General features: G+C 70.1%; 16 protein-coding genes and 1 pseudogene. 13 read left to right on the top strand and 4 right to left on the bottom strand.

What is annotated here, in order from left to right; translation table 11 throughout:
• Positions 1 to 122 precede the first annotated feature (122 nt).
• Complete coding sequence (locus P2Q00_RS26525; RefSeq protein ID WP_275775289.1) at positions 123 to 1,070, top strand: YcxB family protein; 948 nt, start codon at positions 123 to 125, stop codon at positions 1,068 to 1,070.
• Positions 1,071 to 1,170: 100 nt separating this feature from the next.
• On the opposite strand, the gene P2Q00_RS26520 is transcribed toward P2Q00_RS26525, so the two are convergent.
• Entirely contained in the window at positions 1,171 to 2,292 is a 1,122-nt protein-coding gene (locus P2Q00_RS26520; RefSeq protein ID WP_275775288.1) for an AAA family ATPase, read from the bottom strand.
• 313 nt (positions 2,293 to 2,605) lie between these two features.
• Here P2Q00_RS26520 and P2Q00_RS26515 point away from each other — a divergent pair, with 313 nt between their 5' ends.
• From P2Q00_RS26515 to P2Q00_RS26480, 8 genes and pseudogenes are all read left to right on the top strand, one after another.
• Positions 2,606 to 3,307 carry a hypothetical protein gene (locus P2Q00_RS26515; protein ID WP_275775286.1) on the top strand — a complete coding sequence of 234 codons (702 nt, stop codon included), beginning with the start codon at positions 2,606 to 2,608 and terminating at the stop codon, positions 3,305 to 3,307.
• A gap of 115 nt (positions 3,308 to 3,422) precedes the next feature.
• Positions 3,423 to 3,854 (top strand): hypothetical protein, encoded by a 432-nt coding sequence (locus P2Q00_RS26510; RefSeq protein ID WP_275775284.1) that lies wholly within the window; start codon positions 3,423 to 3,425, stop codon positions 3,852 to 3,854.
• A 172-nt stretch (positions 3,855 to 4,026) separates the two neighbouring features.
• Positions 4,027 to 4,644: an RNA polymerase sigma factor gene (locus P2Q00_RS26505; protein ID WP_275775282.1), complete on the top strand. Its 618-nt coding sequence runs from the start codon at positions 4,027 to 4,029 to the stop codon at positions 4,642 to 4,644.
• Positions 4,645 to 4,722: 78 nt separating this feature from the next.
• Positions 4,723 to 5,499 carry a hypothetical protein gene (locus P2Q00_RS26500; RefSeq protein WP_275775281.1) on the top strand — a complete coding sequence of 259 codons (777 nt, stop codon included), beginning with the start codon at positions 4,723 to 4,725 and terminating at the stop codon, positions 5,497 to 5,499.
• A 175-nt stretch (positions 5,500 to 5,674) separates the two neighbouring features.
• Positions 5,675 to 5,932, top strand: a pseudogene (locus tag P2Q00_RS26495) (ATP-binding protein); the annotation flags it as partial.
• Between the two features lie 243 nt (positions 5,933 to 6,175).
• Positions 6,176 to 6,925, top strand: coding sequence for an SDR family oxidoreductase (locus P2Q00_RS26490; RefSeq protein WP_275775280.1), 750 nt, complete (start codon positions 6,176 to 6,178; stop codon positions 6,923 to 6,925).
• A 14-nt stretch (positions 6,926 to 6,939) separates the two neighbouring features.
• Positions 6,940 to 7,314, top strand: coding sequence for a nuclear transport factor 2 family protein (locus tag P2Q00_RS26485; RefSeq protein ID WP_275775278.1), 375 nt, complete (start codon positions 6,940 to 6,942; stop codon positions 7,312 to 7,314).
• A 164-nt stretch (positions 7,315 to 7,478) separates the two neighbouring features.
• Positions 7,479 to 7,988 carry a nuclear transport factor 2 family protein gene (locus P2Q00_RS26480; RefSeq protein WP_275775276.1) on the top strand — a complete coding sequence of 170 codons (510 nt, stop codon included), beginning with the start codon at positions 7,479 to 7,481 and terminating at the stop codon, positions 7,986 to 7,988.
• Between the two features lie 9 nt (positions 7,989 to 7,997).
• Here the strand turns inward: P2Q00_RS26480 and P2Q00_RS26475 are convergent, their stop codons facing one another.
• Together P2Q00_RS26475 and P2Q00_RS26470 are read right to left on the bottom strand one after the other, a co-directional pair.
• Entirely contained in the window at positions 7,998 to 8,855 is an 858-nt protein-coding gene (locus P2Q00_RS26475) for an alpha/beta hydrolase (RefSeq protein WP_275775275.1), read from the bottom strand.
• Positions 8,852 to 9,556 carry an alpha/beta fold hydrolase gene (locus P2Q00_RS26470; protein ID WP_275775273.1) on the bottom strand — a complete coding sequence of 235 codons (705 nt, stop codon included), beginning with the start codon at positions 9,554 to 9,556 and terminating at the stop codon, positions 8,852 to 8,854. Before P2Q00_RS26470 ends, P2Q00_RS26475 begins: the two co-directional genes overlap by 4 nt.
• A 130-nt stretch (positions 9,557 to 9,686) precedes the next feature.
• Here P2Q00_RS26470 and P2Q00_RS26465 point away from each other — a divergent pair, with 130 nt between their 5' ends.
• The 4 genes from P2Q00_RS26465 (at position 9,687) to P2Q00_RS26450 (ending at position 13,629) form a co-directional block, all read left to right on the top strand.
• A complete protein-coding gene (locus tag P2Q00_RS26465) occupies positions 9,687 to 10,526 on the top strand; it encodes a helix-turn-helix transcriptional regulator (RefSeq protein ID WP_275775272.1) in 840 nt (279 codons plus the stop codon).
• Positions 10,527 to 10,775: 249 nt separating this feature from the next.
• Entirely contained in the window at positions 10,776 to 11,375 is a 600-nt protein-coding gene (locus tag P2Q00_RS26460; protein ID WP_275775683.1) for a TetR/AcrR family transcriptional regulator, read from the top strand.
• 545 nt (positions 11,376 to 11,920) lie between these two features.
• Complete coding sequence (locus P2Q00_RS26455; RefSeq protein ID WP_275775271.1) at positions 11,921 to 12,583, top strand: RNA polymerase sigma factor; 663 nt, start codon at positions 11,921 to 11,923, stop codon at positions 12,581 to 12,583.
• A complete protein-coding gene (locus P2Q00_RS26450) occupies positions 12,583 to 13,629 on the top strand; it encodes a hypothetical protein (RefSeq protein ID WP_275775270.1) in 1,047 nt (348 codons plus the stop codon). Before P2Q00_RS26455 ends, P2Q00_RS26450 begins: the two co-directional genes overlap by 1 nt.
• Positions 13,630 to 13,835: 206 nt before the next feature.
• Here the strand turns inward: P2Q00_RS26450 and P2Q00_RS26445 are convergent, their stop codons facing one another.
• Positions 13,836 to 14,660 (bottom strand): L,D-transpeptidase family protein, encoded by an 825-nt coding sequence (locus P2Q00_RS26445; protein WP_275775268.1) that lies wholly within the window; start codon positions 14,658 to 14,660, stop codon positions 13,836 to 13,838.
• Positions 14,661 to 14,765: the final 105 nt, after the last annotated feature.

Raw genomic sequence — 14,765 nt, 5'->3', positions numbered from 1 at the left:
TCCCCGAGGCCGAACGAGGTGCTGTCGGCGAACGAGCCCTCCGCTCCTGGCTCCTGACCCCGAGCACGTCCCGTCACTCCCCGACGCTACGATCCGGTTGATCACCGAACCGGGGAGGGGACATGGCCGAGGACCGGGAAGCGACGGACGCCGTCGCGGAGAGATCGGTGGAGCTGGGCTACCGGCTCACCGTCGACGACCTCGCGGCAGCGATCCGCACCCGGGCGAAGATCACCAGAGCGGGCCGTTTCCGGCGCCGGCTACTGATCTTCGCGCTGGTGGTCACGGCCGTCGGAGTCCTTCTGTCGACACACGGTGACGGCCGACGTGACACACCGTGGTACCTGTACGTGGCGCTGATGGCCTCCGCCGCCTTCATGACCGTCGTGCCGCGGCTGCAGGCCCGCCAGTTCCACCGGCTCAGCGAGCGGCAGGGCGACTTCCGCGCCGTCGTCGGCGACACGGGGATCTGCCTCACCACCGCCCACAGCTCGGTCACCCACGACTGGCACCTCTACCCGCGCTATGCCGAGACCCCGGAGCTGTTCGTGCTGCTCAGCGCCGACAAGTCCGCCGTCGGCGTCGGCGTCCTGCCCAAGCGCGGCCTGAGCAACCCGGAGGATGCGGACCGGCTGCGGGCGATCTTCGGTCGGCACCTCGTACGCGCGGACGCCGCTGCGGCGCCGGACGCCGACACGACGCCGAGCCGGGGCCGGGCCGTCGGGCGCGGAGCGGGCTCCGTCGGGCTGCTGCTCCTCGGGCTGGTGCTGCTCTTCTTCGCCTACGCCGCCGTCCGGAAGGCCGTGGATCCAGATGCCTTCCCCGGGCTCCAGCACAACAACGCGCCGGTCTCGGCCATCGCCCTGATCCTGGGAGTGCCGGCCGTCGCCCGCGCATGGTGGATCGTACGGCGGATGAAGGTGATGCGGATCGTGACCGCCGTGCTCGCCGCAGCCGTGCTGCTGGTCGGCGGCGCCGCCGTCTACCGCATCGGGCCGATGCTGCACTGCTGGGGCTCGGACCGGATTGCCCGGGGCCCCGACGGCGACTACGCCTGCTACAACTTCTGAGCGGGCCCGCCCGCGCATTGCTCGCCAAGCATGGACACGCTGGTCCATGGTGGTCGACGCCTCCGGACCGGCGTGGATGGGCAACGGTGCGGTCACGGACTCAGGCCCCGCCGTACAGCCGCTGCAGGTCGACGAGGATCACCTCGTCGCGGGCGGTCAGCAGGTCGAGGATGCGGCGGAGCCGTTCGAGGTGGCGTACGTCCATGACCTTGTTCCACTTGGCTTCGCCGATCGACAGCAGGATTCCCTGGTCCTGGCCGACCGCCCCGCGTACGACGACGTCGACTTCGTGGGAGGTGTGGGCGGCGGGGTCGGGGACCGTTCCGGTGGTGACGTCGATCGGTAGCCCTCCGAAGGTCTCCGGATCTGCATGCCAGGAGACCCACTCCCGGCACAGCCGCTCGAAGTGCGGGCCGACCACCTTGCTGAGGAATGTGTGCTGTCCGCGCTCCCAGACCTTGGCCGCGCCACCTGGGCGAGCGAGGAAGGCGGCCTGAGGGCGAACCACCGCGTGGTGGAAGGCGATCAGCGGTTCGGCGATGCGGTAGGCGGTGCGATTGCCCCGGAACGCATCGGGCTCGACGGTGAGTAGCCCGCATTTCCGTAGCACCGTGAGCGGGTGGGAGATGTCGGTGGCCTTGCGGCCGACCGCGCTTGCGATGCCTCCGCTGGTGTTGTTGCCGTCGGCGACGGCGGCCAGGACCGAGTGGTAGAGGGAGCGGTCGCGCAGGTCCGGCTCGGAGGCGAGGAGGAAGTCGGCCTCGCTGTGGATCGGTCGCATTCGGTTGAGCACGGTGCGACCGATCCAGTCGTCGAAGTCATCGAAATCGGCGGGGGTGTCGTCGCCTACGAACTCGCGCCGGTAGGCCGGAGTTCCGCCCACGACCGCGTGAACGAGAGCGGCAAGCCGCGGATCGTCGATGCCCCAGAATTCCGCGGCCTGGCGGAAGTCGGGCGAGTACACCACCAAGTTGAGCGAGGCCCTGCCGTAGAGAGGGGAAGTGCCGGAGAGGAGGCCGCCCATGAAGGACATGGCGCTGCCGCAGAGCAGAACGCGAGGATGCCGGCTGTGGTGGGCGGCATCACGGCGGACGCCGACGGCCCGCTGGAGCAGTGACGGGAGGGCAGGAGACGACCTGGCCAGGTACGGGAATTCATCGATGACGATGGTCGTCGGCCGTTCGGCGGCCAGGTTGAACAGCAGCTCCAGTGCATCGTCCAAAGGTCTTGCCCTGGCGCCGTCGCCCCGACACAACGGCGAGTCGCGGTCCGGCACCCTCCGCGGTCGCGAAGGCCGTCAGCTCGCTCCACTCCCAGTCACGGGCGAACATGTCGGATGGTTTGGGCAGGCTGCGGTGTCCGGGATGGGCCATGGGAACCTCGCCTGTCTTTCCTGACTCTTAGGATTGTACTTCTAGGAAGTGTGTTCCTAAGAACGAGGACGAAGTCCGTTGGACACGGTTGCGAAGGACGGCGGCAGGTCCGAAAAGACCGTTCGACGCCTATTGTCAGTTTTCGGAAAGGACAGTGCATTCATGCGCCTGACCCGTCGGCTTCTCACGCTGCTCTTCGCGCCTCTGCTCGCCCTGATACTGGCGCCCGCGCTGGGGACCGGTTCGGCGTTCGCTGTGCCACAAGTGAAGACGATCTCGATCGCCGACGCCCGCAGCCTGCCGGTCGGGACCGTGGTCACCGTGGCGGGCTCGGTGACGACTCCCTCCGGAGCCTTCGAATCCAGCTTCGGCGACAAGGGATTCGGACTCCAGGACAAGACCGCCGGCATCTACGTCAGCCTGCAGAGCGACGTGCATGCGTACCCGCGTCAGCGCGCACACATCACCGGCACGCTCCGGGACAGCTCCGGACTGCTGACCCTGGTGCCGGCCGATCCTTCCGATGTCGAACTCGGTCACAAGGGCCGGGCGGTGAAACCGGAGCGGGTCGGCACCGCCGCGGTCTCAGAGGCCACCGAGGGGCGGCTCGTCAAGGTCGTCGGCAGGATCACTCAAGGGCCGACGAGTGACCTCCCCTATGGGTACAAGCTGTCTGTCGACGACGGTTCGGGCCCCGTGCAGGTCTTCGTCAATGTGCAGACGGGGATCGACGTCTCCAGCCTGAGGCTGGGGCAGACGGTGCGGGTGGTCGGCTTCAGCAGCCAGTTCGGCACCCACTACGAAATCGATCCGCGGTCGCCGCACGACATCGCGGCCCTCGAAAAGGTTGTACAACCCCTGTGATTTTCCCATGTGTTGATCGACACGTCTGCGCCCCGTGATGTTCCTGGCGCCGCATCCGCTGGTCAGCCGGGGGAGTTGAAGGGCCCCCGCCGGCCGAGCGAAGGGGTGGGGTCCCATGAGCACAGTGGACGAACGTATTCCGTGCGCGGGTGAGATGCGGTCGTGGGCGGCGGCATTTGTCGCGCGTGTCACCGCACGCAACCGGCTGCCGTTGGACTACTCCGTGGCCAGCCTGCGGGTGGTCGACTTTCTGGTCGACGGGTTGCGCAAGGGCGGGGCCGACCGGGAGCGGCCGCGGGAGACGCTGTTCGGGCTCGGTGCGTACGTCGGTGAGGTGCTCGTGCGCCGCGCGGGGGCGGTGTGGGTGGACTTCGACGCCGACCAGCGCGCCTACTTCGGCCAGCCGGTCGGCGTACGGATGCCGGACGGGCGGGTCTGGAACCCCGTGGGCAAAGTCCACAACCGGTTCGAGGCGGGCGGTCCCGAGGAGTCCCTGCAGACCTTCTATCTGATGCTGCACGGGCGGGCGCGGAGGACCGCGGCCTGACGGTCGGTCGGCCGAGGGCGTGGCACGCCCCGCACACCCGTGAAATCCGATGCGCTGTGACACTTCTGTGACTGCGGACGCTGAAGATCGTGGGGGCGTGCACACGGCCGGACGTGTCGCGCAGTGCGGGCTCGGCAGAGTCCGCTTCGCATTCGCACGAACGAGGACAGTGTTGGGCCAGGGACGGGAACCCCGCCGCGGGCAGGCGTACGACGGGGAGCTGGGGGCGGCCGTCGCGCGGGCCCAGGAGGGCGACGAGGCCGCCTTCGCGGTCGCGTACCGGCTCGTGCAGCCCGGCCTGCTCGGCTATCTCCGCGGGATCGTCGGCGCCGACGCCGAGGACGTGGCCTCGGACGCCTGGCTGGAGATCTCCCGGGACATCAGGCGGTTCAAGGGCGACGGGGCCGGCTTCCGCGGCTGGACCGCGACCATCGCCCGGCACCGTGCCCTGGACCATCTGCGGCGGCAGAAGGTACGGCCCCGGTCCTCGGCACTGGAACAGGACGTGCTGGAACTGCCCGGCCCGCACAGCACCCACGACCTGGCCCTGGAGGCGCTCTCCACCGAGCGCGCCCTGGAACTGGTCCGCAGCCTGCCGCGCGACCAGGCCGAGGCCGTGCTGCTGCGCGTCGTCGTCGGTCTCGACGGCCCCGCCGCGGCCCGAGTCCTCGGCAAGCGCCCGGGCGCGGTGCGCACCGCGGCGCACCGCGGACTGAAGGGCCTGGCACGGCGGCTCGGCACCGCAGGTGTGACGAATGAGGATCCCCGGACGCTGGGGGAGTCGAAATGAACGACAACGGCGGCATGAACGTCAAGGACGGCAGAAACGGCCACGACGGCCGGCCGTCGGACAGGGATGGATACGGACATGGGTGAACGGCAGAGCCACGGCAGCCCCCGCGGCCGTCGGCGCGTGCACCCCGACGGTTCGGTGGCGGGCGCCGAGGTCGGGTCGGCCGGTCCGGTGCTGGAGCTCCTGCTCGCCGCCGCCATGCGCGAGGACGCGCTCGACGCCGAGGGCGAGCGGCGGGCGGTGGCCGCGTTCCGGGCCGCCCGGGACGCCGGGGTGCACGGGGCGCGGACCCGGCGGCGGGACGACTGGCGGCCGCGCGAGCAGCGCCGCACGCGCCGCTCGCTGAAGGCCACCCTGACGATGGCCCTGGCGAGCCTCACCCTGGGCGGCGTCGCGGTCGCGGCGATCGGCGCGGTGGGTTCCTCGCACGACGGCCACAAGAACGGGCAGGCACACCCCTCGGCCGGAGCCTCCGACAAGGCCGCCGGACCGTCCGCCTCCGGCACGTCCGGCGCCTCCGGCACGCGGGAACGCCCGGACACGGCGAAGGACACCGAGGCCCACTGCCGGGCATACGACAACGTCAAGGGCCGCGGCAAGGCGATGGACGCGACGGCCTGGCAGCGGCTGATCGCGGCCGCGGGCGGCGAGAAGAACGTCGCCGCGTACTGCGCCCAGCAGCTGGCTCAGGCGACCGCCACCGGAAATCCGGGCAACGGCGACAAGGCGGCCGGCAAGGCCGGCAAAACGGAGAATCCGAGCAACTCCGGCAACTCGAATGGCTCGGGCGGCTCGGCCGGCGGGTCCGGCAATGGGCAGAAGGCCGACAAGGCCACCGGCAAGAGCAACTGACCAAGAGCCTCAGGAGCAACTGGCCGAGAGCCGCCGACTCTCCAGGCCTCAACTCACCCTGCCCGTCCCGGCGTTCGGTACGTAATCCACGACGCCTGGACGTGACCGAAGCAACGGCCGGGGCCGCCACCCCTGGCCCGATCAAGCCGCGAAGGCCCTCGTCTGGGTGTTTCTGGCCGGCGAGCGCCCGCAGGCCCCTCGCGCAAGGATCGCGCTGCTGGGCGAGGCCAAGGCGACGGCCGCCCGCCGTGGGACCGGTGACCTGGAGCGCCTGGAACGTATCCGTGCCCTGCTCGCGGATCAGGGGTACGACACCGCTGCCACCACCCTGGCCCTGTACGCCCTGCACGGCTTCCACCCCGACCTGGTCGACCTGGCCGACCGTCGTGACGATCTCCTCCTGGTCGACCTGACCACCCTCTACGGCAGCTGACACCAAGGGCGGCCAGTCTTCGAGCCAGGCGCGCAGGGGGTGGCCGGCGGCAGTCGTCAGGTGAAGCAGCCGCGTGCGGTGGCGATCGCTGACTGCTGGGCGTGAGCACGTCCAGGACTGTCCCCACCACGCAGGGACCACTGATCCATGGATAAACCTTCCTCTCCCGCGCCTTCGCCGGCGCTCCTACGGTCGAGGCTGCGGGCGCTCACCGGCCCGCCGTAGCGAAGGAGAGAGATCCCCATGAAGATGACCGGCAACACGATCCTGATCACCGGCGGTACCTCGGGTATCGGGCTCGGCCTGGCCCTGCGTCTGCACGAGGCCGGCAACAAGGTGATCGTCGCCGGCCGGCGCAAGGAGCTGCTCGACGAGATCACGGCCGAGCACCCGGGCATCGATGCGCTCGTCCTCGACGTCACGGACCCCGACTCGATCGCCCGGGTCCGTGAGACCGTGGCGGCGAGCTACCCCGAGCTGAACGTCCTGGTCAACAACGCAGGCATCATGCTGAAGGAGAACCTCCTCGACCCGGCCTCGCTCCCGGTCGCCGAGGACCATGTCACGGTCAATCTGCTCGGCACGATCCGGGTGACGTACGCCTTCCTGCCGCTGCTGGTGGGCAAGTCCGACGCGGCCGTCGTGAACGTCACCTCGGCGCTGGCGTTCGTACCGCTGCCGATCACCCCGACCTACAACGCGACCAAGGCCGCGCTGCACTCCTTCTCCGAGAGCCTGCGCGTGCAGCTCGCGCAGGCCGGCGCCGGCGTCCAGGTGATCGAGGTGGCCCCGCCGGGCGTGCGGACGACCCTGCTGGGCCAGCAGGACGACGAGAACTCCATGCCGCTGGACGAGTTCCTCGACGAGACCCTCGGGATCCTGCGCGACAAGCCCGACGCGAAGGAGCTCGTCGTGGAGCGTGCCCGGTTCGTGCGGGACGCGGAGGCCAACGGCTCCTACGACAACGTCCTCGCCATCCTCAGCGGCGTGTGAGCGAAGGATCCGGCATGCGACCCACCCCTGAAGACACCGTCCAGATAGCCCGGGTGCTCGCCCTGTGGGGCCACCTCATGGACGACCGCGAGCTGGGCCGTCTCGGCGAGGTCCTCACCGAAGACGCGGAATGGGACGGAAGCGTCTTCGGCTTCGCCCCGGTCGTCGGGCTGGAGGCGATCACTTCCGTCCTGAGTGCCGACGGGCACGCGAGCGCTCATCACACGACGAACGTCGTCGTGTCGGAGGGGCCCGGCGACGAGGCCCGGGTCCGGTCCAAGGCTCTGGGCCTCGTCGGCGGCACCGTCGTCAGCGCCGTCTACGCCGACGAGCTGCGCCGCACGGCCGACGGCTGGCGCATTTCCAAGCGGGTCATACAGGTCAAGTGACCGCCAGGGCCGCCTGCTACGGCCTCAGGTCGCCTGCTGCGGCCCTCCCACGGTGACGGCAGGCGCCGCCCCGCCCTTCCTGCCGGTCACGTAGGCCCGGTGAGGCGGCGCCGCCTCAGCCCCGCCTTGCACGAACAGTTCTGTCCTTACCTCGGGAGATGACCATGAAGAACCCCATTTCTCGCCGCTCCGCCGTCGCCGCGACTCTCGGCGCGTCTGCCGTGGCCGCATTCGCCGCCGCGGGTACTGCTTCCGCCCATCCGGAATCCGATGACAGGAGCCACCGGCCGGAGAGCCAGGTGCAGCACAACAAGCGTGTCGCCGTCGCCTTCCTGGACCTGGCCTTCAACAAGAAGCAGCCCCAGGAGGCCGCGGACCGGTACGTGGGCGCGCAGTTCATCCAGCACAACCCGCTGTCCGCCGACGGAACGGGGCCGTTCGTCGCGTACGTGACGTGGCGGACGACCCTGTCCCCGGAGCTGAAGTTCGACTTCAAGCGCGTGTTCGGCGAGAAGGACCTGGTGGCGGTGCACTACAAGAGGACCTACGACTCGGCCGACCGCGGCGCCGCGGTGATGGACATCTTCCGGTTCGAGAACGGCAGGATCGTCGAGCACTGGGACGTCATCCAGGACATCCCGGAGACGTCCGCGAACGACAACACCATGTTCTGAACCACTGAACTACTGAGCGGGGGAGACCAGCCCCTTCGCGAAGTCGAGCTGCTCCTTGTGGAAGGCCGCGCCGACATAGTGGTGATCGATGTTGTGGCCACCGCCCAGGATGCGCCGAGCGGTTACCGAGGGCGCGGCGGTGAAAGCGTTCCCGAAGGCGGCGACCGATTCGTCGCTGCTGTGCCAGAAGCCTTCGTGCTCGGCCAGTCCGTAGTGGACGGGTACCTCGATCTTCGCGGCGATCCATGCGAAATCCGTGCACCACTGGCCCGCCACCTCCACCAGCTCAGCCAGGGGAACGGGGGACTCGGCGTGCTTCGCGAGGTCGAGCACACTCGGGTCGTACGTGTCCTCAGGTCCGTACATGAACCGCAGGAGGTGCTCACGGCTGAACTCCATCGAGCTGGCCGGCGGCGCGGACTTCAACGCTTCGTTCGACCGCTGCGATTCGTCGTGGATTCCGGTGACGGAGACACCGAGGAGCGGCCAGGTGCGATCGCCGGCTGCCAGATGCAGCGCGACCGCACCACCTACCGAGTGTCCGACGAGGACGATCCCTGGTGCGTTCGAGAGGTGACGGTGCCAGAGTTCGGCGATGGCCCCTTGCAGCACCTGAGCATTGCGGCGGAACGAGATCTCCCCCTTCAGCGCGGTGCTGCCGCCATAGCCCGGACGGTCGAGCGACACCACCGGAAAGCCCTCGCACCGCGCGGCGTCCACCAGCGAATACCCGAGCACGTCGAAGTACGACGCGTTGTAACCGCCTCCGGGAAGGCAGACCAGCAACGGCATCCCGGGACGGCCTGATGCCTCGATGCCGGTGATCCGGGTATCCCCGACGTCGAGTGCTATGTGGTTCGTAGTCATGAATTTCCGTTATCGATAAGGAACTTACGCAGGATTTCCTTGTATTCCTGTGGGCGCGTCCGGTGGACCAGGTGCCCGGCGCCCTCGATCGTCTCCAGTCGGCCGTCAGGGAGGAGGCGAGCGGCCTCGGCCAGCCCCTCCTGGGGGGTGTAGCTGGTCGACCCGCCGCCGATGACGAGCGTCGGAGCGGTGATCTTGGGAAGGTTGTTCCACCAGGACGGATCGGGGTTGTGGATCTGGTGCACCAGTGAGGTGGCCGCGGAGAAATCGAAACGCGCCGCCCCCGGCACTTCCTCGGAACCCTCGGGAAAGTCCACGTCGATGGGAGCGGTGTCCTCCCAGACCATCCGCTCGATCCGCTCGGGCCATTTCTCCGCGAAGACGCACCCGACCCGTGCGCCCATCGAGTGGCCGATCAGCGTGAACCGGTCCAGGGAAAGCGCATCGGTGAAGGCTTCGAGATCGCCGCACCCCAGCTCGAAGGAGTACTCGCCGGGCCATGTGCTTTCGCCGTGGCCGCGCTGAGTGAGGGCCAGGACGTGGTAGCGCTCGGCGAGGAAACTCGCGATCTCGTCCCAGTCCCGCGCGTCGTACATGAGGCCATGCAGAAGAACGACTGGCGGCGCATCAGGACTACCCGCCTCGCGATAGTGAAAAGGCAGGTGCGAAAGCTCGATGCTGTGATCGCTGAAAACGGTCATCTGCTCTTCCGTTCGGTCGGGAGATGCTGGCGTCGACCGTATGAGCGTCTTCGCGCGGGTGGGAGAGACGGTTCATCCATGGATCGGCGGTCTCTGGATAGCCGGGCGGCGAGCGGTGAGGATGGTGGGCATGGACAAGAAGGAACTGGCGGAATTCCTGCGCCACCGGCGTGAGGCACTGCGCCCGCGTGATGTCGGGCTGGTCGAGGGGGAGCGCAGGCGTACCCAGGGTCTGCGCCGCGAGGAGGTCGCCCAGCTCGCCGGCATGTCCACCGACTACTACGCCCGCCTGGAACAGCAGCGCGCCCCGCAGCCCTCCGTCCAGATCACCACCGCTCTCGCCCGGGCGCTGCGGCTGACCCTGGACGAGCGCGACCACCTCTTCGTCCTCATCGGCCACAACGCCCCGGCCCGTTTCCACCGCTCCGAGCACGTCAGCCCGACGCTGATGCGGGTGCTGGACCGGCTGGACGACTCCCCGGCCCTGGTGCTGACCGACATGGCCGACACCCTCGCGATGAACGCGCTGGCCATCGCCCTGCTCGGCGACCAGACCCGGCACAGCGGCCTGGCCCGCAGCGCCTACTACCGCTGGTTCATGGACCCCGCCGAGCGCCTGGTGTATCCCGAGGAGGACCACGAACGCCACGGCCGTGCCCAGGCAGCCCGTCTGCGGGTCGCGCTGACCGCCGGCAGCGACATCCCCCGGGCCACCCGGATCCTCGCCGAACTCCAGGAACACAGCCCCGAGTTCGTCCGCCTGTGGGAACTCCAGGAGGTCGCCCAGCGCTACGACGAGGGCAAGACCATCCTCCATCCCGAACTCGGCCGCATCGATGTCGACGGCCAGGTCCTGTTCACCGAGAACCGTGCCCAGACCCTGGTGGTGCTGACCACCCGCCCCGGCACGGAAAGCCACAGCAAGCTGGAACTGCTCTCGGTCATAGGGCACCAGCAGCTCACCCCCTGACGAGGCTTGGGCCCATCCGCCGAGGCCGCTTCGGACCGAGGCCGGGTCACGGCCCGGCGCCGCGTCGCCGGCCTCGGCGATCAGCCCCCTCACACGTGCCTCTCCGGGCCGGACGCCGTAGCCCGCCGCCCGACGCACCCCTGTGAACCGGGGGAAGTGGACGGCTTCACCGTCGAGTGCCGGCTGCACGCCTCCCGCCTCGACCTGCGCACCGGCCACCCCCTCGGCACAAGTGACAGGAACACCGTGATGGACGCTCCGGACGGCACCGCCGCCGAGCGGGCCGATGCCGCCCGCAACCGCGCCCGGCTGCTGGAGGCGGCCGCCCGGCTGGTGGCCGAGCACGGGGCCGAGCACGTGACGATGCGGGAGGTCGCGGAGGCCGCCGGAGTCGGCAAGGGCACGCTCTTCCGCCGGTTCGGCGACCGCGACGGACTCCTGCTCGCCCTCCTCGGCGAGGCCGAGGCCGCGTTCCATCAGGCGTACACCGAAGGTGCCCCGCCGCTGGGTCCGGGCGCACCCCCGAGGGAGCGGCTGGAGGCGTTCGGCGGTGCCCTGATCGAGCGCATCGCCGCCGACGCGGACCTGGGTGCCGCGCTCGGGCGCCAGGTGCTGCACGAACGTCGCCACGCCTCCGACACCGGCCGCGCCTTCCACCAGCACGTATCAACTCTCCTACGAGAGGCAGGAGTTGACGGCGACCACGACATGCTCGCCCACGCCCTGCTCGCCTTCGCGACCTTCGAGACGACGGACTACCTGCACGTCGGGTGCGAAGTCCCCGTGGCACGCCTCCAGGCCACCTGGGTGGACCTGGTACGGCGGATGATCCGCGCCGACGGCGTGTGACCCCGGAACATCCGCATCGTCGAGAACCCGTCCACGGAATATCAACCTCCCCGAAAAGTTCCGCATCCACGACTGGCGTCACTGAGAGGTCACCGACGACCTGGACGCGGGGGAGAACCTCGTGGAGGTCTCCGCGAACGTGGGCACCACTCACCGGGTCACAACACAGCCCACCACGGTCAGCGTCGGGGCGAAGGGGGCCGAAGGCCGATGTCCGGGAAGCCCCGAAACCGAAGCAACGGCCGGGGCCGCCACCCCCCACAGGAGAGGCCCCGGCCGTCGCGCGGTCGGGCCGCGCGGCGGCCCGTACTTCCTACAGCGCCGTGAGTGCGGTTTCTGTCACACCCCGGGTACAGCCTGCCCCGTCGTAGGGTGGGTAGAGGTTGTACGGACGTGGACGAGCAGCGGTTTCAGGTCGTAACGTGCCTTTCGCGCCGGGCGCGGGAAGACGAACGGCGATCGCAGACGTACGACCATCGCAGACGCATGACCATCGCAATGATCGGCGGCCTTGCAGCCGCAACCATCTAACGAGGATCCATCGGGTGCTGGGGGACGACGCGGAGCTGACCGCCGCGGTGCTTGCGGCACAGGACGGGAACGAGACCGCGTTCCGGACTGTGTACCGGGCGGTGCACCCACGCCTGCTCGGATATGTCCGGACACTGGTCGGCGACCCGGACGCCGAGGACGTCGCGTCCGAGGCCTGGCTGCAGATCGCCCGTGATCTCGACCGGTTCAGCGGCGACGCGGACCGCTTCCGCGGCTGGGCCGCCCGGATAGCCCGCAACCGTGCGCTCGATCACATACGTATGCGCGGCCGCCGCCCCGCGATCGGCGGCGACGAGACGGAACTGACCGGCAGGCCCGCCGAGTCCGACACCGCCGGTGAGGCCATCGAGTCCCTGGCCACCGACCACACACTCTCCCTGATCGCCCGGCTGCCGCAGGACCAGGCCGAGGCCGTCGTGCTGCGCGTCGTCGTGGGCCTCGACGCCAAGACCGCCGCCGAGACCCTCGGCAAGCGCCCGGGTGCCGTACGTACGGCGGCGCACCGCGGTCTGAAGCGGCTCGCGGAACTGCTCGGCGCGGATCCGGAATCGACCGGCGGCCTGGACGGGCTGCCGCCCCAGAGAGAACCGCGCGGCCGCGCGGTGACGTCCGCGAGTGTGACGCAAAGCGTTGCGCGGACGCAGAAGGACATGTGATGGCCGACGAGCACAGCAGGTGGCTGGACCGCGAAACAGCGGAGCTTTTGCTGCGCGGAGAGTCACTCGAAGCTGTCGAGGCCGCCTCCCGTGACCAGGCCGAACGGCTCGCGAAGACCCTTGAAGGGCTGGTCGTCGAGCCCTCGCTGAGCAGCGCCGAACTCCCCGGCGAGGCCGCCGCGCTGGCCGCCTTCCGCGCGGCCCGGTCCGGTGCGCACGCCGGGCAGGACCCCGCCGGCAGCCACCGCGCCCGCCCTCGGACCTCCGATGCCGGGCTCGTCCGCATCGGCGGCCCGGTCCCGGATTCCCGGCGCTCCCGCTGGGCCCGGCCCGCCCGCTTCGGGCTGACGGCCGTGCTGGCGGCCGGCATGGTCGGCGGAGTCGCGTTCGCGACGACGACCGGAGTGCTCCCGACGCCGTTCCGTCACGACGATCCCGGCCCCGCCGCCTCGGTCTCGGCCGGTGTGAGCCCGGACCGCCCGCTGGTGTCGCCCTCGCCGAACAGCGCCCTGGGCGATCCCGAACCCGAGGGCTCCAGTTCCCCTTCCACCGTCCCGACGACCCCGCACGGCTCGGCCGGCGGCGGCAAGTCGGCCAAGCCCGGCTCCGGCACCGAGGACGGGCAGGCGACCGGCGGCGGCTGGTGGCTGGGGGCCACGTCGGCCTGCCGCGACGTGCGCGACGGCAAGCGGCTCACGGGCGACCGCAAGCGGGCCCTGGAGGGCGCGGCCGGCGGCTCCGGTACGGGCCGAGTCTGGAAGTACTGCCAGAACGTCCTCGCCGGCACCGACGGCACGGCCCGCAGCGGCGACGACAAGGACGACAAGGGCAAGAGCAAGGGCGACCAGGGCGACCAGGGCAACAAGAACGGCAAGGGCGGCGACCAGGGAGACCAGGGCGGTGACGGCGACGGCCATCACATAGCCCCAGGCCGCCCCACCGTCACGCCGTCCCCTCTCACGCCCTTCCCGCCCCTCCTGCCGAGGCAGCAGCTGCCGGCGCGGACCCCGTCGCCGACGCCGACCCCGACGTACAGCGCGCTCTGACCTGCGGTTTTACGGTCCGCGAAAATTTCTTGGCCCCGCCAGTAACGTTTTCGGCCGTACCCGCGCAGTACTGAGTGAGCCGACTGGTCATCGGCCGTCGCACAGAGCCGGGGTTCCCCCCGTACCCACGGCTCGTGCACCTCGGCGCGGGCGGGACACGTTCCCCCGGTCCCGCCCGCGCCCCACACCTCTCAGGCCGCTCGGCCTCACCGGTACACGACGACCTTGTCGCCGTTCCTCACCTGCCCGTACAGGTCGGAGATGGCCGCTTCGTCCCGGACATTGACGCAGCCGTGCGAGCCGCCGGCGTAACCGCGGGCCGCGAAGTCGTACGAGTAGTGCACGGCCTGGCCGCCGCTGAAGAACATCGCGTACGGCATGGGCGAGTCGTAGAGCGTCGACCAGTGGTGGCGGGACTTCCAGTACACATCGAAGACGCCCTCGCGGGTGGGCGTGCCCGTCGCGCCGAAGCGGACCGACATCGTCGACACCGTCTGCCCGTCGATCATCCAGCGCAGGGTGCGGGTCGTCTTGTCGATGCACAGCACCCGCCCGGTCAGACAGCGCGGATCCGCCGGGCCGGCGGGCTGGCCGCCCATCAGATACAGCTCCCACGTCCCGGGCTCGTGCGTCATCTTCAGCAGCCGCTGCCAGGTGACGGTGTCCGTCCGCCCGGTCTTCGGCAGCCCGCGCTTGCCCTGGAACCCCTTGACCGCGTTCTCGGTCAGGTCGTCGTACGTCCCGGTCGGGCCGTCGAAGAGCCAGTCGACCTGCCGCAGCCGGGCCTGGAGTTCGCGCACGCCGTCGGAGGAGTCGCCGCGGGACCAAAGGACGGCCGGACCGGTGGTCGAGGGAGACGCGCTCGGCTCGCCGTGGGAGCCGGCCTTGGAAGAGGGGGCCGAGGGCGTTTTGCTGCCCGGCAGCTCGATGTGCACGGGCGAGTGCCCCTTGCCGTCCGTGCCCTGCACGGTGCAGCCGCACACGGTGGCCAGGACCGCGAGTGCCGCCGCAGCGGCGATCGATCTCCCCATGCCCTTCATACGCACTGCGACCCCCGCCGTCCTCACCGATGGAACCGACAGCCCCGCCTGTGTCATCTGAGATGGTGCCCGCGGATGACTGCTTGCGAACCGCGG

This window comes from Streptomyces coacervatus (assembly GCF_029223485.1).
Lineage (GTDB): Bacteria > Actinomycetota > Actinomycetes > Streptomycetales > Streptomycetaceae > Streptomyces > Streptomyces coacervatus.
The sequence above is the reverse complement of the archived record's forward strand: the minus strand, read 5'-3'. Positions and strand labels throughout refer to the sequence as shown.